The sequence below is a fragment of the Cupriavidus sp. 01T418 genome (assembly GCF_056398885.1).
In genome coordinates this window covers 1-19,182 of sequence record NZ_JBFTQG010000030.1, presented here as the reverse complement: position 1 = coordinate 19,182, position 19,182 = coordinate 1, and the positions used below count along the sequence as shown (strand labels likewise).

Below are 19,182 nucleotides of genomic sequence, written 5' to 3'. Positions count from 1 at the left end.
GGGCGTTTGAGTGGCGCCTGACCCAATCATTTGCGCCGCGGCTAGTGCGGCCCTTACCAACATTCCCCTACCGCGATGAACGAAAACCCTCGCTTGCTGGCCGCCGTCGATATGGGATCGAACAGCTTCCGCCTGATGATCGGACGGGTGGACGAGAGCCTGACCGCATCCGGCCCGGCCAGTCAGATTTTCCAGGTCGACGCGCTGCGCGAGCCGGTACGCCTTGCCGCCGGTCTCACGCCCGACAAGTACCTGGACCAACCGGCTCGCCGCCGCGGCATCGACGCGCTGCGGCGTTTCGGCGACCGCCTGCGCGACTTCTCCGCGGACCAGGTGCGCGCGGTGGCGACCAATACGCTGCGGGTGGCCAAGAACGCCTCGGAGTTCCTGATCGAGGCCGAGAATGCGCTGGGATTCCCGATCGAGGTGATTGCCGGGCGGGAAGAAGCGCGGCTGATCTACCTGGGCGCTTCGCACGATGCGCCGGCCTGCGCGGGCAACCGGCTGGTGGTGGACATCGGCGGCGGCTCGACCGAGTTCATCATCGGCAGCGGCTACTCGTCCAAGCTGATGGAGAGCCTGTACATTGGCTGCGTCTCGCACAGCCGGCAGTTTTTCCCCAGCGGCAACGTCGATGAATACGCGATGAAGCAGGCGGAACTGGCCGCGCGCCGGGAGATCCAGGTGCTGGTGCGCCAGTACCGTGCGGCTGGCTGGCAGCAGGCGGTGGGATCGTCCGGCACCGCGCGCGCGCTGGCCGAGCTGATCGAGCTCAACGGCATGAACGACAACCCGGCCGAACACGGCATCACCCGTGAAGGGCTGGAGCGTCTCAAGCGCGCGCTGGTCAAGGCCGAGAACGCCAACCGGGTCAAGCTGGTAGGGCTGAAGGCGGACCGCGTCCCCGTGCTGCCTGGCGGCCTGTCGATCATGCTCGGCGTGTTCGCCGAGCTCGATATCGATCGCATGGACGTCACCGACGGCGCGTTGCGCCTGGGCGTGCTGTACGACCTGCTGGGCCGCACGCACCACGAGGACATGCGCACCATCACGGTTGACCAGTTCATGCGGCGCTATGGGGTCGACCGCGCCCAGTCGCAGCGTGTGCGACAGGCCGCGCTGGGCTTGCTGGCGCAGTTTCCCGAGCCGCGCAATGAGCGCCGCGACGACAACCTGGCGTTGCTGGGCTGGGCCGGCGGGCTGCACGAGATCGGCATGACCATCTCGCACAGCGGCTACCACAAGCACTCGGCGTATATCGCCACCCACGCCGACATGCCGGGCTTCTCGAAGACCGACCAGGCACGGCTGGCGACGCTGCTGCTTGGGCATGCGGGCAAGCTGGGCAAGCTGTCCGGCAGCGGCAAGTTCCTGGACTGGCGCATGCTGTTCAGCCTGCGCCTGGCCTTCGTGCTATGCCGTCGCCGCGCCGACGAGCCGCTGCCGGAAATCATCGTAGGCCAACGCTCGGACGGGCTGGACGAAGGCTTCGAGGTCCGCTTGCCGAAGGACTGGATCGAAGCCAATCCGCTGGTGGAATACAGCCTGGCGCAGGAAGCCGATGAATGGGAACGGATCGGCAAGCGCTACAAGGTGGTCTACGCCTGAGCAAGACGCGGGGGCCAGCCGGAAGGCGGCCCCCGTTCAGGTATCCGGTGTTGCCTGCGCGAACGGCCGACGTTCGCGCAGGAACAGCCAGGCTCAGGCGCCGCGGTTCAGGCCGAGGAAGTGGCGTGCATAGCGGGGATTCATATCGTTCACCCGCAGCAGCGTCAGGAAGTCCGCGACGTTGAAATCGGGATCCCAGGCCGGCATGCCGCAAATACGCGCGCCGAGCCGCAAATACCCTTTGATCAGCGCCGGCGGCTCGACATCCAGCGTCTGGTTAAGCTCATCGATCGGCAATGGCAGCCGCGGGAACGCATGGTATTCGATCGGCGCCAGCGCACGCTCCGCGAAGACCCGGTAAAGGCTGGCCGCATAGTGGCCGCCATCGCTCATCGGCACGCTCGCGCATCCCAGCATCGACTCGATTCCCCAGCGCTGCAGGTACTCGCCAAGGCCGCCCCACAGCGCCATGATCACACTGCCCGAGCGGTAGTCGCGATGCACGCAGGAGCGGCCCAGTTCGACCATCTTGGGTTTGAGGTGGGCCAGGCGCACCAGGTCGAATTCCGATTCGGCATAGAGGCAGCCGATCCGCTTGGCCTGGTGCGGAGCCATTACGCGGTACGTGCCGACGACCTTGAGCGTGGCGAGGTCGCGCACGATCAGGTGGTCGCAATAGGCGTCGAACATATCCACGTCGAGTTCCGGCGTCGACGTGTTCAGCCTTGCGCCCATTTCTTCGGCGAAAACCTTGTAGCGCAGGCGCTGCGCCTCGACTACTTCATCCTGGTGGCGCGCCCACGCCACGCTGAAAGCAGGCTGCTCATGCTCTTGTTCATTTGCCTGTGCAGGTTGCTGGCGATGAAGACGCCTCCGCGCCGAATGGCCGGAGAGGCCATTGGGCAAGGAATCGAACAACGGCTGGGTGGGCGTCGGTAGCTCTCGCATCAGTATGTCCTTTCGGTGACGAAACTGTTGCGGTCGAATGTAGAGAGGGCGCGTGACAGTGCCGTGAAGCCGCCATGACGGTTCAGTGACGCGGGCCAGACAAGTGGCGGCTGCCTGGCCCGGGATGCCGCGCAGAGCGGGGGAGAGCCGGAAGAACCGGGAGAAGCGGAAGTGTTAGAGGAACTCCGGATTGACGACAGCGCGTAGCACCACCTGCGATTCGCTTTCGCGGGTGCGGCCCGACAGCCACCAGATACCGCTCTTGCGCACGCTCCAGTTCAATTCCGTGCCTGCCAGCAGCAGGCTGGCCAGCCTGCCGAGCCAGGGCTGGTGACCGACCAGGACAGTGTGCTCGGCGCCCTGCGGCCAGTCGACCGCGGCCAGCACCGAACTGACGTCCGCGCCTGGAGCGAGTTCGGGCAGTATCTCGGCGTTTTCACGCAGGGCGGCGGCGGTCTCGCGGGTGCGCAGCGCCGGGCTGCAGGCAACGCGCGTGCCGGCCGGGAGGTGGGCACGCAGCCAGGCTGCCGAGGCGTCCGCCTGCTTGTGGCCGCGCCTTGTCAGTGGGCGTTGCAGGTCGGCATTGCGGCTGAGGCCAAGCGCGCCGGGCAGTTCTTCGGCTTCGGCATGGCGCCAAAGGATCAGGTTCATGGGGGTGGGGTGCTTGCGCGAAAGGGATGGCTTGAGTATGGCTACGCCCGCCGGTGCGTGCAAGACGGRCAAACACCGGCCATGCGGGCTTGCAGCATCGCAAGCCCGGATGACGCCTATGTGACGAACGCATCATGCCGGCACGGGCGGAAACGCACGAGGGCAGCAGGGCGAGAGTGCCTGGAGGGCGAGGGACATGGGGCGCGCGAGTCAAATACCAGGCCTGAAGGAATCAGGCTGGCGTTGCCAGGGCAAGGCGATGCTTCCGGCAGGCCCGTGCGGATAGCAATGGCCAGATGTTTCCCGGGGCCGTACCGCCGCGATGCGGTGCCCTGGGTGCGCGCTTGACGCGACGCTCGCCGGCGGCGAGCGTGGAAGAAGATCAGGCTTTGTGGCGGAAGTTAATGCGGCCCTTGGTCAAGTCGTAGGGCGACATTTCCAGCGTCACGCGGTCACCGGCCAGGATCCGGATGCGGTGTTTCTGCATCTTGCCCGAAGCATAGGCCCAGATTTCCACGCCGTTTTCCAGCGTTACGCGGTAACGATTGTCCGGCAGGGCTTCCGAGACAACACCGCCAAATTCAATGAGTTCTTCCTTAGCCAATCTTCTTCCTTTACGGCAGCCTTGGGCTGCATGATTTAGGTAAATCCGGTGAGGCGAGCGCAGGCTTGCTGCCTGCCGACTCGCGAGGTCCGGGTGCCAGCAGTGACAAGCGCCGGCTTGCTTGGATGCGCCAAGGAGTTGCGGGAGGCAAGCTGACCCGGACCGGCACGGCCAAAGCGCGTGCAACGTGGTCCACGTTAGGGAATCGCCAGGGGGCGCGTCAGTGCCCGGCCGATTGCCTTGCCGGTTGCGGCCCGGAGAATGCGGCCGTCCTACCGTGATAGGCGCGGGGCGATGAAGCGGGCATGATGTTCCCGGTGGCTCGCCGATCTCGCCGATACTGCGCGGCAGTATAGCCCGCGGCTTGAATCGCAGATTTCGACGAGGGCGCCCGGTGACAGGGCATGCTGCATACACCCCGGGCTAACGCGCGATTATACCATGCCGGGGCGTCAAGGCATGATGCACCTGAGTGTGGCGCGTGGGTTTCCGGCGGCAAAAACACAAGGTATGGCCACGTATCGGACAAGGTGCGCCAGACTAGCCGAAAGTGGCAAAAACAGGACGAAAAAACAGGAGGAAAAAACAGGACGAAAAAAAGGCTTAGACCTTACGGTCTAAGCCTTTGATCATATTGCCAAATACTGGTCGGGGCGACATGATTCGAACATGCGACCCTCTGATCCCAAATCAGATGCGCTACCAGGCTGCGCTACGCCCCGAAGCGTCGGATTGTAGCGCGGCTGTGGGTCAGGGGTCAAACTTTACTTTGCTGCTTTTGCACCGGCCGCGCATGGCGCTGGCCGATGCCAGTGGCCGTAACGCCGTAATCGATAGGCAAGGTTCGCTTGACTTGGTCGCAAGCGCTGACATAATCCGCACACCGCAGCGGCCAGAACCCGCGCCCGGTCAGGCGCCAGGGGAGGCGTGCCACCTGCGGGACTGGCGCTAAGCATGAAAACAAGAGTGCCCTCGCCACGATCGCGAGGCTCAGCCCCTGTCCGTCGGGGCGCCTGAAGACGGTCAGATGCGTAAAAGAAAATATGGCGCAAACCTTGGGTCCGCGCGGATCCCAAGGCGCAAGGCGGCGTGACGGAGCGCCGCCTGCCAGGTTGGACGGGGAAATCATGTTTCAGTCGCAGATTAGTTTGCTGGTCGCGGGCCTGTTCGGGCTGCAGATGGCAGTGGTGTTCGCTGTCTTGCTGCGCGCTCCGGGTATGAGCCGCGCGGGTTTGAATTCCTGGGTGGCAGGCGGCCTGCTGGTGACCGCTGCCACGGTCTTGCTCGCCGCGCGCGACGCTCTGCCGGAATGGCTTACGCTCAATCTGGTGGACCTGGTGGTGACGGCGGCCTTGTCCTTGATGGTGCATGGCACGCGCCTTTTCTTCGGCAGGCCCGGGCGCGCGGGCTCGCTCAGCCTGCTGAATCTTGCGGTGCTGGCTGGTGCGGTCTACTTCGAATGGTCCGGCAAGCCGGCAGCGGGGCCGGAACTGCCCTTCGCCCTGGCCAACATCTATCTCCCGCTCGCGTTGCTGCGCATCGTGGTGCCGCAAGTGCCGGCCAGGCGCGRCATCGGCCGGCTGGCGGCGCTGTCGCTCGGATTGATCGCGGTCGCTTGCGCGGGCATGGGCGTCTATCAAGCCGCCGACCTGACGCTGCTTCCCGCCGGGCTGGCCTGGATGGCGCAGCGGCCGCCGCAGGAAACGTTCATTATCCTGCACGCCTTTGGCATCGTCAGCCTGTCGGTCAGCTTCGCGCTGCTGGCTCACGATAGCCTGCGCCGCCGGATCGAGCTGCGCGCCAGCTACGACGATCTTACCGATGTGCTGACGCGCGGCGCTTACTGGGAAGCGCTGGAAGAAGCCTGCCAGCAGGCGGAACGCCAGCAACGTCCGCTGACCGTGGCCTTTATCGATCTTGATCATTTCAAGGCCATCAACGATCTCTACGGCCATCTTGCCGGTGACAGCGTGCTGCGCCACTTCGGCGGCCTGCTGCGCAAGACGATGCGCGCGGGCGATTTCATCGGCCGCCTGGGTGGGGAAGAGTTCGGCATTGTGATGCCCGGCACGCCGCTGGACCACGGACGGGCGATCAGCCTGCGGCTCAACACGCTGGTGCGCGCCACGCCGTGCCCGTCCGAGCCGGATGCAATTTCCTACACGGCGAGCATCGGCATGGCCGAGCGGTTGCCGGGCGAGGGCGCGGATGCGCTGATGCGCCGCGCCGACAATGCCCTCTACGACGCCAAGACCATGGGCCGGAATTGCGTGTCCACGCAGCCGGTCGAGCGCCTTGCCGGCAGGACAACGCCGCCGCGCATTCGGATTCCGCAGGCCTCGTGACGGTGCCGGCGCAGCGCGCCGTGTCCGGGCGGTAGGATAGGCTGCGGCTCTGAGGTAGAATACCGGGCTTCATATCGGTAGTCTTCAGCCGTTTTCTCCTCTCCGCCCTTAGCTCAGTCGGATAGAGCACTCGCCTTCTAAGCGAGCGGTCACACGTTCGAATCGTGTAGGGCGGGCCAAGCTTTCCCCGTTTCGCCTGCAGGGCCACGACAGTACCTTTGCCGGCCTGCCACGCCTCGACGTTATAGGGGCCTATATGTGCATAGTCGTCGTCCAGGTTGGCTAGCGTTATACACAGCCGGCATGCGGTTTTGTGCCTCCCCCCGCCTCCCCCCTCCTCACGGGTGGGGCCAGGCTTGCAGGCAACACCTATGCTCATTCCAAGGACAGCGGCGTAAGCCTGAACTCACGGCCGACACGCAGATGCCGCAGCTTGCGCATGGCAGATGCCCACTAGCTGTCCATGGCAACAGGCGCGAGCATTCAGGGAGCAGGAAGTGAAGCCCGGACAGAAATCACTGCGCGCAATGGTGGACAAATGGATTGGTGGCATACCGAGCCGTGTCACCCACATAGGACGTGCGAATTCGAACGGCCAGCGCTATGCCCATGTCGAGGTGGTCGGGCGCACGGATGCAGGTATCTATTTTTTCCGGCACGCTGATGGCTCCTGGGGTGTTTTTCCCGCTAATGGTAGTGATGCATTGACAGCCGGTTAGCAGGCAAGTCCCTTGGGTTTCAATGCGGGGCTCGTGCCGCACGAAGCGACCAGGCGACTGTCTGGCGGCCTCCCGGAGCCTGCTTGGGTGGACGCGTCTCATCGGCATCGCGAATCGGCCATCGCGCTGGCGTCTCCCAGCGAGCGGTCGCACGTTCGAATCGTGTAGGGCAGACCATCTTCTACCTGCATCCCACCACAAGTCCGGATTATGATTCCTGGGTTGAGCCGCGGTTCAGGTTGCCGCCTCGTATGCCGCATTGCTTACTGCGATCATCGAGATCTCCCCATGGCAAATTCTCCGGCAGGCGGTTCCAGCAAGGTGCAACACTGGCTTGCCGGGGGCGCCTGCCTGCTGGTGCTGGCCGCCGCTGCCCGCCATGCCTTGTTCCTGGCGGTCGAGCGCAGTGCGTTCGAACCCAAGCCGGCCGGTTCGGCCTATGCCGTTACCCCCGACCACCTGGGCGTCGCGTCACGCCAGTTCGCATTTTCCAGCGGTGAGCGCGCATTGCGCGCCTCTTGCGTATCGGCRCAGGCAGCCGAAGCGCCTGCCGTGCTGATCTACCATGGCGACGAGGAGAACCTGTCCGACTGGGCCAGCGCCCAGGTGTTGCTTTACCACAACGGTATTTCTTCCTGCGTGTTCGACTACAGCGGCTACGGCGCCAGCGGCGGCAAGCCCAGTGTGCTCAACCTGCGTGAAGATGGGGTGGCAGCTTACAAGCAGTTCCTTGCCGCCACGCCGTTGTCCGCCCGGCGCTATGTGATGGGATTCTCGCTGGGATCGGGGGTGCTGCTGGACGTGATCTCCGCTCTGCGCCCGGCACCGGCTGGCCTGGTGATCGCTGCCGGCTTTACGTCCGCGCGCGAGGCGGCGGTCGTGACAGGGCGGGTGCCGGCGTGGATGGCGTGGCTGCTGCCCGAGCCGTGGGACAACGAGGACCAACTGCGCAATTCGCGGTTGCCGCTGTTGCTTGTGCACAGCCGCACGGATGAGTTGATTCCCTTTGCCTATGCCGAGCGGCTGGAGCGCGCCGCCCGTGGTCCGCGGCGACTGGTGGCGCTGCCGGCGTTGTCGCACAATGCGGCAATCGAACCGGAGCGCGAGGACGCCTTCTGGGCACCGATCGTTGCCTATCTGCGCTCGGGTCACCTGCCCGGACCGGGTGCCAGTTAGCCGCCAGCCTGTCGCGCGCGCACTAAAAAGGGGCGCCGGCCAAGGCCGGGCGCCCCTCTTTGGCAATGTCCGGCCGCGACACGCGGCCGCACCGGGATTACGCTTCCTCGGGCAGGCTCGCTCCCACCGTATTGAAGCCGGCGTCGACGTAGGTAATCTCGCCGGTCACGCCGCTGGACAGGTCGGACAGCAGGAACGCGGCCACGTTGCCCACCTCATCGATGGTCACGTTGCGGCGCAGCGGGGCCGCTTCCTCGATATGGCCCAGCAGCTTGCCGAAGCCCTTGATGCCGGAGGCGGCCAGGGTCTTGATCGGACCCGCCGAGATACCGTTGGCACGGATGCCGCGCGGACCGACCGAAGCGGCCAGGTAGCGCACGCTGGCTTCCAGCGAGGCCTTGGCCAGGCCCATGGTGTTGTAGTTCGGGACCACGCGCTCCGCGCCGAGATAGGTCAGCGTCAGCAACGAGGCCTTGTCCGACAGCATGGGCAGGGCGGCCTTGGCCAGGGCCGGGAAGCTGTAGGCGGAAATGTCGTGCGCCACGCGGAAGGATTCGCGCGAGAGGCCCTCGAGGAAGTCGCCGGCGATGGCTTCGCGCGGCGCGAAGCCGATCGAGTGCACCAGCCCGTCGAGCTTGTCCCAGCGCTGGCCCAGCGCAGCGAACGTGGCGGCGATCTGCTCGTCGCTGCCGACATCGCATTCGAACACCAGGCTGCTGCCGAATTCCTTGGCAAAGTCGTTGATGCGGTCCTTGAATCGCTCGCCGACATAAGTGAAGGCGAGCTCGGCGCCTTCGCGCTTGCAAGCCGATGCGATCCCGTAGGCAATCGAGCGGTTGGACAGCAAGCCGGTAATCAGGATTCGCTTGCCTGCGAGAAATCCCATAACTTCTCCAATGATGTTCGAGGTGGACGGGCACGGTTCGTGCAATCGCGTCCGGGTTGCTGCGCGCGCCGCGGTGGCTGCTTTTCAGCAGGCTGACGGCCGGCAAACCAGCGGTGTGGCGTACTGGAATGTCCGGATGGCTGGGTGCCGGCCGAACCCATGTAAAATTGTCTCATAACTTGACCGCGCCGCCGACGGACGCGGCCGAATCCGATTAAGGTGGAGGGACCCAACCGGATGTATATTCGCGCACGTAGACCGCTTCAGGCGGCATGGCAGCGCTTGCGCAGGCTTGCGGCGCTCGGCGTTGGACTGGCAGCCCTGTGTGCCGCGGGTTTTCCCTTATCCGCCGACGCGGCCCATGGCTTCGCGCAATATGGCGGCCTCAAGTATCCCGCCGACTTCAACCATTTCGACTACGTCAATCCGGACGCGCCACGCGGCGGTACGCTGACGCTCGCCAATCCGGACCGCCGCACCAGCTTCGACAAGTTCAACCCGTTTACGCTCAAGGGCACTTCCGCCCCCGGCGTGAACTCGCTGATGTTCGAATCCCTGCTGATCCCCAGCGCCGACGAAACCGCCAGCGCCTATGGCTTGCTGGCCGAGGACGTGGCCGTGGCGCCGGACGAGTTGTCCGTCACTTTCCGCATCCGGCCGCAGGCGCGCTTCAGCAACGGCGATCCGGTGCTGGCCAGCGACGTCAAGTATTCCTACGACATGCTGATGAGCAAGGCATCCAGCCCCGGCTACCGCAGCATGTGCACCGATGTGAAAGCCGTCACGGTGGTCGATCCGCGCACGGTGCGCTTCGATTTCAAGCAGCGCAACGTCGAGCTGCCGCTGATTGTCGGCTCGCTGCCGGTCTTCTCGAAGAAATGGACCGCCACGGTACCGTTCGACAAGCTGACCTTCGAGGATCCCGTGGCCAGCGGTCCCTACCTGATCGAGCGCTACGATGCCGGGCGAGGGATCAGTTTCAAGCGTAATCCGGCCTATTGGGGCAATGACCTCGCGGTGCGCCGCGGCACGTACAACTTCGAGCGCGTGGTCTACCGGCTGTACAAGGACGAGACCGCCAAGCTCGAGGCCTTCAAGGCCGGTGAGTTCGACGCCATCGTCGAGTACAAGGCCAAGAGCTGGGCCAAGAGTTACGAAGGCAAGCGCTTTAGCGAAGGCGAATTGTTCAAGACCGATTTTCCGCATCGCAACGGAGCCGGCATGCAAGGCTTCGTCATGAATATGCGCAAGCCGATGTTCCAGGACGAGCGGGTCAGGCAAGCCCTGATCCTGGCGCTGGACTTCGAGTGGCTGAACCGCCAGCTCTTCTACGGCGCCTATCGCCGCCTCGATAGCTGGTTCTCGAACAGCGAACTCGCGGCCAGTGCCACCTTCGACGGCCGCCCAGGCCCCGGCGAGCTCGCGTTGCTGGAGCCGCTGCGCGCGCAGCTGCCGCCCGAGGTCTTCGGACCCATCGTGACGCAGCCCACCACCAATCCGCCGCGCTCCCTGCGCGACAACCTGCGCGATGCGCGCCGCCTGCTGGCGCAGGCCGGCTGGACCTACGCCGATGGTGCGCTGCGCAATGCCAAGGGCGAGCCTTTCGTCTTCGAGTTCCTCGACGACGGCGGCGCCATGAGCCGCGTCATCACCACCTATGTCCGCAACCTGGAAAAGCTGGGCATCCAGGTGAACCAGCGCACCACCGACTTCGCGCTGTACCAGAAGCGGCTCGAAGATTTCGATTTCGATATGGTGTCGATCCGCTTCCCGGATTCGCAGAGTCCAGGCAACGAACTGCGCGACCGCTTCAACAGCGAAGCCGCCGGCATGCCCGGCTCGGACAATTTGTTCGGCCTGAAATCGCCGGCGATCGACCAGCTGGTGGACAATGTCCTGCACGCCCATACGCGTGAAGAACTGGTCAATGCCGGGCGCGCGCTGGACCGCGTGCTGATGCATGGCTATTACATCGTGCCCAACTGGTTTAGCGCTTCGCACCGGGTGGCGTATCGTAAAGAGCTGGTTTATCCGCAGCGCCTGCCGTACTACTACACGGCCGAAGGCTGGATACTGAGCAACTGGTGGCGTGCCGACGCAAAACCGGCCGCCCAATAAGCGCGACAAGGAAACGAGATGCTCGCCTATCTGCTCAAGCGCGTATTGCTGATGATCCCGACCCTGATCGGTGTCATCACCCTGACCTTCGTGGTGATCCAGTTCGTGCCGGGGGGGCCGGTCGAACAGATGATGCTGGAACTCAAGGGCAGGGGAGGCGGTGGTGGGGAGGCCAGCGGCGGCGGCGCGGAATACCGCGGCCGGCGCGGCGTGGACCCCGAGAAGATCAAGGAGATCCAGGCCCTGTACGGTTTCGACAAGCCGCCGCTGGAGCGCTATTTCATGATGCTCAAGCGCTTTGCCAAGTTCGACCTGGGGGAGAGCTACTTCCAGCACCGCAGCGTGTGGGAACTGGTGAAGTCAAAGATGCCGGTTTCCGTCAGCCTGGGTTTGTGGACCTTCTTCCTGACCTACCTGATATCGGTGCCGCTCGGCATCTCCAAGGCGATCCGGGCGGGCAGCCGCTTCGATGTGGTGACCAGCATGGTGGTGCTGGTGGGCTATGCCATTCCCGGCTTCGTGCTGGGTGTGCTGCTGCTGGTGCTGTTTGGCGGCGGCACCTTTGTGCAGTGGTTCCCGCTGCGCGGTCTCACGTCGGACAACTGGGACCAGCTCTCGCTGATGGGCAAGGTGATGGATTACCTGTGGCACCTGGTGCTGCCGATCACCGCGTCGGTGGTGGGCAGTTTCGCCGTGGTCACCATGCTGACCAAGAATGCTTTCCTGGAAGAGATTCGCAAGCAATACGTGCTGACCGCCCGCGCCAAGGGGCTGGCGGAGCGGCGCGTGCTATGGAAGCACGTGTTCCGCAATGCGCTGATCCCGCTCGTGACCGGCTTCCCGGGGGCCTTTATCGGTGCCTTCTTCACGGGCTCGCTGCTGATCGAGACCCTGTTCTCACTTGACGGGCTCGGCCTGCTGTCCTACGAGGCCGTGCTGCGGCGGGATTACCCTGTCGTGCTGGGTACCCTCTACCTGTTCACGCTGATCGGCCTGGTGACCCGGCTGGTCTCCGATGTCTGCTATGTGATGGTCGACCCGCGCATCCACTTCGAGGCGGTGCACCGATGAAATTCCACACCCACACGCTGCCCAACGGGCTGCCGCATTCGCCCTCGCCGCGCCAGCGCGCCTGGCAGCGCTTTCGCCGCAATCGCCTCGGCTACTGGAGCCTGATCCTCTTCGTCGCCATCTTCCTGCTCAGCCTGGTTGCCGAGACCTTGTCCAGCGACAGGCCGCTGGTGGTGAAGTACAAGGGCGAATGGTATTTCCCCATCGTCAAGAGCTACCCGGAGACCACCTTCGACGGGGACTTTCCCACCCAGGCGGACTACCTCGATCCCTTTATCAGCAATCGCATCACCAGCAATGGCAATTTCGCGATCTTTCCGCCCAATCGCTATTCCTACGACTCGATCAACTATTTCTCCAAGGAACCCAATCCGGCGCCGCCTTCCGCGGAGAACTGGCTAGGTACCGACGACCGCGGGCGAGACGTGCTGGCACGGCTGCTCTATGGCTTTCGCGTCTCCGTGCTGTTCAGCCTGGCGCTGACCTTGATCGGCGTGGTGATCGGCACCTTGACGGGCGCCCTGATGGGCTTCTTCGGCGGGCGCTTCGACCTGATTTCCCAGCGCGCGATCGAGATCTGGAGTTCGATGCCCGAGCTCTACCTGCTGATCATCTTTGCCTCGATCTTCACGCCAAGCCTGGCGCTGCTGATCATCCTGCTCTCGCTGTTCGGCTGGATGGGCTTGTCCGACTATGTGCGCGCCGAGTTCTATCGCAACCGCTCGCTCGACTACGTGAAGGCGGCACGGGCGCTCGGCCTTTCCAACGTTCAGATCATGTGGCGCCACATCCTGCCCAACAGCCTGACGCCCGTCATCACTTTCCTGCCGTTTCGCATGAGCGCCGCCATCCTGGCCCTGACCAGCCTCGACTTCCTTGGCCTGGGCGTGCCGCCCACCACCCCTAGCCTGGGCGAACTGCTGGCGCAGGGCAAGGCCAACCTCGACGCCTGGTGGATTTCCCTGTCGACCTTTGCCGTGCTGGTGGTGACCCTGCTGCTGCTGACCTTCATGGGCGACGCGCTGCGCGACGCCTTCGATACGCGCCTTGGGCTGGCCCAGCTACGCGGCCGGGTCGAGCCGAAGGCGCCAGCGGGCTCGCCCGCGGCCGAGGTGACGCCATGAGCGCGTTGCCGCAAGCCAGTATTGTGGATCGTATGCAAGCGACGCAAGCCAAAGGGGGGGCAAGCGGCCCTCTGATGTGCATCGACCGCTTGTCGGTCACCTTCGGCCACGGCGAGCATGCCACGAGGGCGGTGCGCGATGTCAGCTTCGACCTGCGCGCGGGCGAACGCTTTGCGCTGGTGGGAGAATCCGGCTCGGGCAAGACCGTTACCGCGTTGGCCATGCTGCGCCTGGTGGATGATGGGCGTTACCAGGGCGCGGTGCGCTTCGAAGGACGCGACTTGCTCAAGGTGTCGGAGCGCGAGATGCGGGGCATACGCGGCGGCGATATCGCGATGATCTTCCAGGAGCCGATGACCGCGCTCAACCCGCTCTACACGATCGGCAACCAGATCGTGGAGACGCTGGCGCTGCATGAGGGCCTGGATCGGCGCGCCGCGCGCGAGCGCGCCATCGCGCTGCTCGAGCGCACCGGCATCAGCGACGCGGCGCACCGTTTCGACAGTTTTCCCCACCAGTTGTCGGGCGGCCAGCGCCAGCGCGCCATGATCGCCATGGCGCTGGCCTGCCGCCCCAAGCTGCTGCTGGCCGACGAGCCCACCACGGCCCTCGACGTCACCATCCGCGTGCAGATCCTCGAACTGCTGCGCGACCTGCAGGCCGAGTTCGGCATGGCCGTCATGCTGATCACGCACGATCTCAACCTGGTGCGGGCCTTCGCCCAGCGCGTGGGCGTGATGGAGAAGGGCGTGCTGGTCGAAGTGGGCGAGACCACCAGCGTGTTCGCCGCGCCCCAGCATCCCTATACCCGCAAGCTGATTGACAGCCGGCCGCGCCGCGAGGTGCTGCCGCTGGTGCCGCTGGCGCCGGTGCTGCTGGAGTCGCGCGGCTTGTGCGTGAACTATGCGCGCAAGCGCCGCGGGATGGCCGGCTGGCTCGGCCGCGATCAGTTCGCCGCGGTCAAGGGCGTGGACTTTTCGCTGCGCGAGGGCGAGACGATCGGCATCGTGGGCGAATCCGGTTCCGGCAAGACTACGCTCGCCCACGCCGTGCTGAACCTGCAGCGCCGCAGCGCCGGCGATATCCAGTTCCTCGGCAAGAGCCTGGACGAAGTCTCGCGGCGTGAGCGCAGCCTCTTGCGCTCACGGTTGCAGGTGGTGTTCCAGGACCCGTTCGGTTCGCTCTCGCCGCGCATGACCATCGAGCAGATCGTGGGGGAAGGCCTGGCGCTGCACCAGCCGGGCCTGTCGCGCGACGCCATGCGGCAGCGCGTTACCGAGGCACTGCGCGAGGTGGGGATGGACCGCACGGCCCTGGGGCGGTATCCCCACGAGTTCTCCGGCGGGCAGCGCCAGCGCGTGGCGATCGCGCGCGTGCTGATCCTCAAGCCGCAGGTCCTGGTGCTCGATGAGCCGACCTCGGCGCTCGATGTCTCCATCCAGCAGCAGGTGCTGGCGCTGCTGTCGCAACTGCAGCGCAAGTACAACCTGAGCTATCTCTTTATCAGCCACGACCTCGCGGTGATCCGCGCCATGGCGCACCGGGTCATCGTGATGAAGTCCGGCGAGGTGGTGGAGGCGGGGGACACCGAGGTCGTGCTGGGTGATCCGCAGCACCCATACACCCGCAAGCTGATGATCGCGGCCGAAATTGGTGCAAGCGATCCCGTCCCGCCGCAAATTGGTGCGGCCGAACTCAGGGTGTCACCCGATTGACTTGATGCTGACATAATCAAACCGAGAAACCTTCTGCGGTTCTCGGTGTATAGCCTTGATTACAAAGCACTTTATCTGAACTTTGTAACGTACTTTGACTTGTGGATAGCAACCTTATACCATCCGGCGAGAACTAATTTCGCGGGTGGTTCGCGCGTCGCTTATGGGCAGCGCAGGTGGTTTGCGCCACTTGGCGCGCTTTTTGCGTGCGATCCATCCCATTGATTTCAAGCCCGCCCCGGTGTGTGTCCCCGGGCACGGCCAAGAACGATTCATCAGGAGAACCAATGCAGCGAACGGTGCTTCATTCCCTGGCGCGCGCCGCCGTAGGAATAGCCATTGCCTGCGGTGCCACTCTATCGAATGGAGTGCTGGCTGACACGGTCTTCAAGGATCCTGACGCCCGCATCGACGCACGTGCCGAACTGAGCGCGGAGCCGCATCCGGAAGGCAAGCGCGGCCTGCTCTCGTCGGTCATGAATTCCACCAGCCATGTGGCCAGCAAGGCCGGAGATCTGGTCATGAATGCCCTTGGGCTGATCGGCGTGCGTTACCGCTTCGGCGGCAACAGCCCCGAATCCGGCCTCGATTGCAGCGGCTTTGTCCGCTACGTGTTCAACGACACCTTCGGCTTCGTGCTGCCGCGCCGCTCGGTCGAGATGAGCCAGGTCGGCACCACCGTGGCCACCAATGACCTGCGCCCTGGCGACCTGGTGTTCTTCAACACCATGCGCCACACGTTCTCGCATGTCGGCATCTATATCGGCGACAACAAGTTCGTGCACGCCCCGTCCACCGGCAGCAAGATTCGTGTCGACGACATGCGTGCCTCGTACTGGGTGACGCGCTACAACGGCGCGCGCCGCATCGACGACAAGCCGCAGGACAGCGGCAGCGTCAACAACCTGGGCAATATGGTCGAGACGCTCAAGCGCTACGATCCCAACGCAGGCGGCGGCCGTCCGCTCTACGGCGGCTGAGGCACAGGCGGACCCTGGTCCGCGCTGGTCAAGGAAAAAGGACTGCGGAGCAGTCCTTTTTCCGTTCGTGCTGCCTGTGCCGGGCCGTCGTTATTGCGCAGCCACCGTCCCGGTGGGCCGCAATCGTGCCTGGGCCAGCTTGTCGCGCAGGCTTGCCATGACCGCGTAGGCCGCTTGCTCGCCGGCCAGGATGGCGCGGTTGCGCGAGTTGAAGTCGCTGCCGCCCATGTCCGGCAGGTCGGGGCGGATCACCACGTCGGCCCGCGCCAGCGCCATCTTGCTGATCGTCTGCCCCATGATGGCGGTGGTCTGCAGCAATACGCCGCTCTGGCCGCCGTTCTTCTGGCTGGACGGCTCGGCTGAGATATTCACCGCGATCACGAAGTCCGCACCCATGGTGCGCGCCGAATCGACCGGTACGGGCTCGACCAGTCCTCCGTCCACATAGTCATGCCCCTGGATCGAAACCGGCTGGAACACCCCCGGCACGCTGCTCGATGCCCGCACCGCCTGGCCGGTGTTGCCGCGCCGGAACAGGATGCCCTGGCCGGTCTTGAGGTCGGTGGCAACGATGCCCAGCGGCAGCTTCATGGCCTCGATGGGGCGATTGCCAATCAGCCGGTTCACATAATTCTGCAGCGCCTCGCCCTTGAGCCAGCCGCCGAAGCGGGTGCCGAAGGGCAGGGCCCAGTCGGCGATGGTGGCTTCGTCCATGGTCAGCGCCAGCTTGTTGAGCTGGAATCCGGTCATGCCCGATGCATAAAGCGCCGCCACCACCGCGCCCGCGCTGGTGCCGGTAACGAGGTCCGGATGGATGCCCTGGGCTTCGAGCGCCTTGATCACCCCGATATGCGCGAAGCCGCGCGCGGCGCCGCCGCCGAGCGCGAGGCCGATCCTGATGGGGCGTGGCGGCGCCGTGGGTGCCACTGCCGGGGCTTCCGGCTGCGCGGTGAGGGTGCCGGGCCTGGGGCCAAAGGAACAGGCTGCCAGCAGTGCTGCCGCGCCGGCGCCAAGGAAGTTGCGTCGTTGCATGAAGGAATCGTGGGTGGGGAATGGCGCAGTCGTCACAGTCGGCGCAGGTGGCTGCATCAATGTGCCGCCCACGCCGGCCGCGCGTCCCGCGCGACAGCAGTCAGACCGGGCAGAGCATAAATGATTCCGCGCGGCTGGGCATTCCCGCGCGAAGCGGGGCGGCCGGGCGCCCCCTGCTTGCTATAATGCGGCGATCCTACACCCAGGCCTGCGCGCATTCGTGCGCGGGCTTTTTTGTTTCATTCCTCTATGACACAACGCGTCCGCACCCGCTTTGCGCCGAGCCCGACCGGCTTCATTCACCTCGGCAATATTCGCTCCGCGCTCTATCCCTGGGCTTATGCACGCCGCATGAAGGGTGATTTCATCCTGCGCATCGAAGATACGGACGTCGAGCGTTCCTCGCAGGAGTCGGTCGACGTGATCCTGGAAGGCATGGCCTGGCTCGACCTCGATATCGATGAAGGCCCCTTCTACCAGATGCAGCGCATGGACCGCTATCGCGAAGTGGTCAAGCAGATGCTGGACAGCGAGCTGGCCTATCCCTGCTATATGAGCACGGAGGAACTGGATGCCCTGCGCGACGCACAGCGCGAGCGCGGCGAGAAGCCGCGCTACAACGGTTTCTGGCGCCCCGAGCCGGGCAAGGTCCTGCCGGAGCCGCCGGCTGGCGTGCAGCCGGTGATCCGCTTCAAGAATCCCATTGGCGGCAGCGTGGTGTGGGACGACGCGGTCAAGGGCCGGATCGAGATCTCCAACGACGAACTGGACGACCTGGTGATCGCCCGTCCCGACGGCACCCCGACCTATAACTTCTGCGTGGTGATCGACGACCTGGATATGCGGATCACGCACGTGATCCGCGGCGACGACCACGTCAACAACACCCCGCGCCAGATCAACATCATCCGCGCGCTGGGCGGGACGACGCCCGTCTATGCCCACTTGCCGACCGTGCTCAACGAGCAGGGCGAGAAAATGAGCAAGCGCCATGGGGCCATGCCCGTGACGGGCTACCGCGATGAAGGCTACCTGCCTGAAGCCGTGCTCAACTACCTGGCACGCCTGGGCTGGGCGCATGGCGACGCAGAGATCTTCTCGCGCGAGCAGTTCGTCGAGTGGTTCGACCTGGAGCACCTGGGCAAGTCGCCGGCGCAGTACAACCCGGAGAAGCTGGCCTGGCTCAACAACCACTACATCAAGGTGGGCGACAACGCGCGCCTGGCGGGGCTGACCCAGCCATTCATCGAAGCGCTGGGCGGCAAGGTGGAGGGAGCGAGCCTGGAAGGCGTGATCGGGCTGGTGAAGGACCGCGCCAATACCCTGAAGGACGTGGCGCAGGCGGCGATGCTGTTCTATCGCGGCGAGCCGCAGCCGGATCCGGCGCTCAAGGCCGAGCATCTCACTGCCGAGATTCAGCCGGCACTGCAGGCCTTGGCCGCACGGCTGGCGGCCCTGACGGAGTGGCGGCGGGAGGACATCAGCGCGGCGTTCAAGGCCGTGCTGGCGGAATTCGGCCTGAAGATGCCCAAGCTGGCCATGCCGGTGCGCCTGCTGGTGGCAGGGCAGTTGCAGACCCCCGCCATCGACGCGGTGTTGGAGCTGTTCGGGCGCGATACCGTGCTGCGCCGCATCCAGGCCGGGCTCGCGTAAGAAATTTTGCAAAAAGTCCTGGCAGGGGCTTGCGCTTCCGCCAGGATTTAAGCATAATCTCGTTCTCCCTGCAGCGCGGACGAAAACCAAGCGGGCTTAACGGATGGAAGCGATAAGTAGTTATCCCGCAGTAATGCGGATCGCAGAAAAAGTTAAAAAGGGGTTGTCGAAGAGCAGGGTTGTTTATACAATCTTGTTTTTCGCCGAAACAACGGCGAAAAACGGCAGCGGCAGTAACGAAGTACCATGGGGCTATAGCTCAGCTGGGAGAGCGCTTGCATGGCATGCAAGAGGTCAGCGGTTCGATCCCGCTTAGCTCCACCAAAATGCCGGAAGTTTCGAGTGTGGTAAATCGAGGCTTCCAGTGTGGCGAAGACCTGGTTATCCAGGTATTTGCCGCGCAAGACGGAACAGGTTGAAAGCCAGGTTCTGTCCCCTTCGTCTAGAGGCCTAGGACATCACCCTTTCACGGTGAGTACAGGGGTTCGAATCCCCTAGGGGACGCCAAATAACGAACGTAACCAAACGTTCGGTCTGTCGTCGGGAGCTTTT

At 64.5% G+C, this 19,182-nt stretch carries 15 protein-coding genes and 4 tRNA genes; 13 read left to right on the top strand and 6 right to left on the bottom strand.

Annotation, left to right across the window (positions count from 1 at the left end; all coding sequences use genetic code 11):
• Nucleotides 1–75: 75 nt before the first annotated feature.
• On the top strand, nucleotides 76–1,608 hold the full coding sequence (gene ppx, locus AC1DQ3_RS24370; RefSeq protein ID WP_477122725.1) for an exopolyphosphatase: 1,533 nt from the start codon (nucleotides 76–78) through the stop codon (nucleotides 1,606–1,608).
• 93 nt (nucleotides 1,609–1,701) lie between these two features.
• On the opposite strand, the gene AC1DQ3_RS24365 is transcribed toward ppx, so the two are convergent.
• The 4 genes from AC1DQ3_RS24365 to AC1DQ3_RS24350 all read right to left on the bottom strand — a co-directional run bounded on the left by AC1DQ3_RS24365 (nucleotide 1,702) and on the right by AC1DQ3_RS24350 (nucleotide 4,533).
• A complete protein-coding gene (locus AC1DQ3_RS24365; protein WP_477122724.1) occupies nucleotides 1,702–2,556 on the bottom strand; it encodes a GNAT family N-acetyltransferase in 855 nt (284 codons plus the stop codon).
• A gap of 174 nt (nucleotides 2,557–2,730) precedes the next feature.
• Nucleotides 2,731–3,207: a SixA phosphatase family protein gene (locus AC1DQ3_RS24360; protein WP_477122723.1), complete on the bottom strand. Its 477-nt coding sequence runs from the start codon at nucleotides 3,205–3,207 to the stop codon at nucleotides 2,731–2,733.
• 382 nt (nucleotides 3,208–3,589) lie between these two features.
• Entirely contained in the window at nucleotides 3,590–3,811 is a 222-nt protein-coding gene (gene infA, locus AC1DQ3_RS24355) for a translation initiation factor IF-1 (RefSeq protein WP_017230249.1), read from the bottom strand.
• Nucleotides 3,812–4,456: 645 nt separating this feature from the next.
• Nucleotides 4,457–4,533: transfer RNA gene (locus AC1DQ3_RS24350), tRNA-Pro, on the bottom strand.
• A 405-nt stretch (nucleotides 4,534–4,938) separates the two neighbouring features.
• Between AC1DQ3_RS24350 and AC1DQ3_RS24345 the strand changes: the two genes are divergently transcribed.
• The 4 genes from AC1DQ3_RS24345 (at nucleotide 4,939) to AC1DQ3_RS24330 (ending at nucleotide 8,051) form a co-directional block, all read left to right on the top strand.
• Entirely contained in the window at nucleotides 4,939–6,156 is a 1,218-nt protein-coding gene (locus AC1DQ3_RS24345; RefSeq protein ID WP_477122722.1) for a GGDEF domain-containing protein, read from the top strand.
• Nucleotides 6,157–6,258: 102 nt separating this feature from the next.
• Nucleotides 6,259–6,335 (top strand) — tRNA-Arg (locus tag AC1DQ3_RS24340).
• A gap of 318 nt (nucleotides 6,336–6,653) precedes the next feature.
• A complete protein-coding gene (locus AC1DQ3_RS24335; protein ID WP_477122721.1) occupies nucleotides 6,654–6,875 on the top strand; it encodes a hypothetical protein in 222 nt (73 codons plus the stop codon).
• Nucleotides 6,876–7,163: 288 nt separating this feature from the next.
• Nucleotides 7,164–8,051, top strand: a complete 888-nt coding sequence (locus AC1DQ3_RS24330) for an alpha/beta hydrolase (RefSeq protein WP_477122720.1) — start codon at nucleotides 7,164–7,166, stop codon at nucleotides 8,049–8,051.
• 97 nt (nucleotides 8,052–8,148) lie between these two features.
• On the opposite strand, the gene fabI is transcribed toward AC1DQ3_RS24330, so the two are convergent.
• Complete coding sequence (gene fabI / locus AC1DQ3_RS24325; protein ID WP_477122719.1) at nucleotides 8,149–8,937, bottom strand: enoyl-ACP reductase FabI; 789 nt, start codon at nucleotides 8,935–8,937, stop codon at nucleotides 8,149–8,151.
• 237 nt (nucleotides 8,938–9,174) lie between these two features.
• Between fabI and AC1DQ3_RS24320 the strand changes: the two genes are divergently transcribed.
• The 5 genes from AC1DQ3_RS24320 (at nucleotide 9,175) to AC1DQ3_RS24300 (ending at nucleotide 15,945) form a co-directional block, all read left to right on the top strand.
• On the top strand, nucleotides 9,175–11,055 hold the full coding sequence (locus AC1DQ3_RS24320; RefSeq protein ID WP_477122718.1) for an extracellular solute-binding protein: 1,881 nt from the start codon (nucleotides 9,175–9,177) through the stop codon (nucleotides 11,053–11,055).
• A gap of 18 nt (nucleotides 11,056–11,073) precedes the next feature.
• Nucleotides 11,074–12,126 (top strand): microcin C ABC transporter permease YejB, encoded by a 1,053-nt coding sequence (locus tag AC1DQ3_RS24315; protein WP_477122717.1) that lies wholly within the window; start codon nucleotides 11,074–11,076, stop codon nucleotides 12,124–12,126.
• Entirely contained in the window at nucleotides 12,123–13,250 is a 1,128-nt protein-coding gene (locus tag AC1DQ3_RS24310; protein ID WP_477122716.1) for an ABC transporter permease, read from the top strand. Before AC1DQ3_RS24315 ends, AC1DQ3_RS24310 begins: the two co-directional genes overlap by 4 nt.
• 32 nt (nucleotides 13,251–13,282) lie before the next feature.
• Entirely contained in the window at nucleotides 13,283–14,965 is a 1,683-nt protein-coding gene (locus AC1DQ3_RS24305; protein ID WP_477122715.1) for an ABC transporter ATP-binding protein, read from the top strand.
• A gap of 287 nt (nucleotides 14,966–15,252) precedes the next feature.
• Complete coding sequence (locus tag AC1DQ3_RS24300) at nucleotides 15,253–15,945, top strand: C40 family peptidase (RefSeq protein ID WP_477122714.1); 693 nt, start codon at nucleotides 15,253–15,255, stop codon at nucleotides 15,943–15,945.
• A 90-nt stretch (nucleotides 15,946–16,035) separates the two neighbouring features.
• Here AC1DQ3_RS24300 and AC1DQ3_RS24295 read toward each other — a convergent pair whose 3' ends face one another.
• On the bottom strand, nucleotides 16,036–16,977 hold the full coding sequence (locus tag AC1DQ3_RS24295; RefSeq protein ID WP_477122713.1) for a patatin-like phospholipase family protein: 942 nt from the start codon (nucleotides 16,975–16,977) through the stop codon (nucleotides 16,036–16,038).
• Between the two features lie 249 nt (nucleotides 16,978–17,226).
• Here AC1DQ3_RS24295 and gltX point away from each other — a divergent pair, with 249 nt between their 5' ends.
• The 3 genes from gltX to AC1DQ3_RS24280 all read left to right on the top strand — a co-directional run bounded on the left by gltX (nucleotide 17,227) and on the right by AC1DQ3_RS24280 (nucleotide 19,137).
• Nucleotides 17,227–18,630, top strand: a complete 1,404-nt coding sequence (gene gltX, locus AC1DQ3_RS24290) for a glutamate--tRNA ligase (protein WP_477122712.1) — start codon at nucleotides 17,227–17,229, stop codon at nucleotides 18,628–18,630.
• Nucleotides 18,631–18,878: 248 nt separating this feature from the next.
• Nucleotides 18,879–18,954: transfer RNA gene (locus AC1DQ3_RS24285), tRNA-Ala, on the top strand.
• A gap of 107 nt (nucleotides 18,955–19,061) precedes the next feature.
• A tRNA-Glu gene (locus tag AC1DQ3_RS24280) sits at nucleotides 19,062–19,137 on the top strand.
• Nucleotides 19,138–19,182: the final 45 nt, after the last annotated feature.

Excerpts from the sequence above, each read along its gene's own strand:
- AC1DQ3_RS24295 (WP_477122713.1), bottom strand. The coding sequence starts at position 16,977 with ATGCAACGACGCAACTTCCTTGGCGCCGGCGCGGCAGCACTGCTGGCA.
- AC1DQ3_RS24365 (WP_477122724.1), bottom strand. The coding sequence starts at position 2,556 with ATGCGAGAGCTACCGACGCCCACCCAGCCGTTGTTCGATTCCTTGCCC.
- AC1DQ3_RS24310 (WP_477122716.1), top strand. The coding sequence starts at position 12,123 with ATGAAATTCCACACCCACACGCTGCCCAACGGGCTGCCGCATTCGCCC.
- AC1DQ3_RS24360 (WP_477122723.1), bottom strand. The coding sequence starts at position 3,207 with ATGAACCTGATCCTTTGGCGCCATGCCGAAGCCGAAGAACTGCCCGGC.
- AC1DQ3_RS24300 (WP_477122714.1), top strand. The coding sequence starts at position 15,253 with ATGCAGCGAACGGTGCTTCATTCCCTGGCGCGCGCCGCCGTAGGAATA.
- AC1DQ3_RS24305 (WP_477122715.1), top strand. The coding sequence starts at position 13,283 with ATGCAAGCGACGCAAGCCAAAGGGGGGGCAAGCGGCCCTCTGATGTGC.
- gltX (WP_477122712.1), top strand. The coding sequence starts at position 17,227 with ATGACACAACGCGTCCGCACCCGCTTTGCGCCGAGCCCGACCGGCTTC.
- AC1DQ3_RS24320 (WP_477122718.1), top strand. The coding sequence starts at position 9,175 with ATGTATATTCGCGCACGTAGACCGCTTCAGGCGGCATGGCAGCGCTTG.
- ppx (WP_477122725.1), top strand. The coding sequence starts at position 76 with ATGAACGAAAACCCTCGCTTGCTGGCCGCCGTCGATATGGGATCGAAC.
- fabI (WP_477122719.1), bottom strand. The coding sequence starts at position 8,937 with ATGGGATTTCTCGCAGGCAAGCGAATCCTGATTACCGGCTTGCTGTCC.
- AC1DQ3_RS24315 (WP_477122717.1), top strand. The coding sequence starts at position 11,074 with ATGCTCGCCTATCTGCTCAAGCGCGTATTGCTGATGATCCCGACCCTG.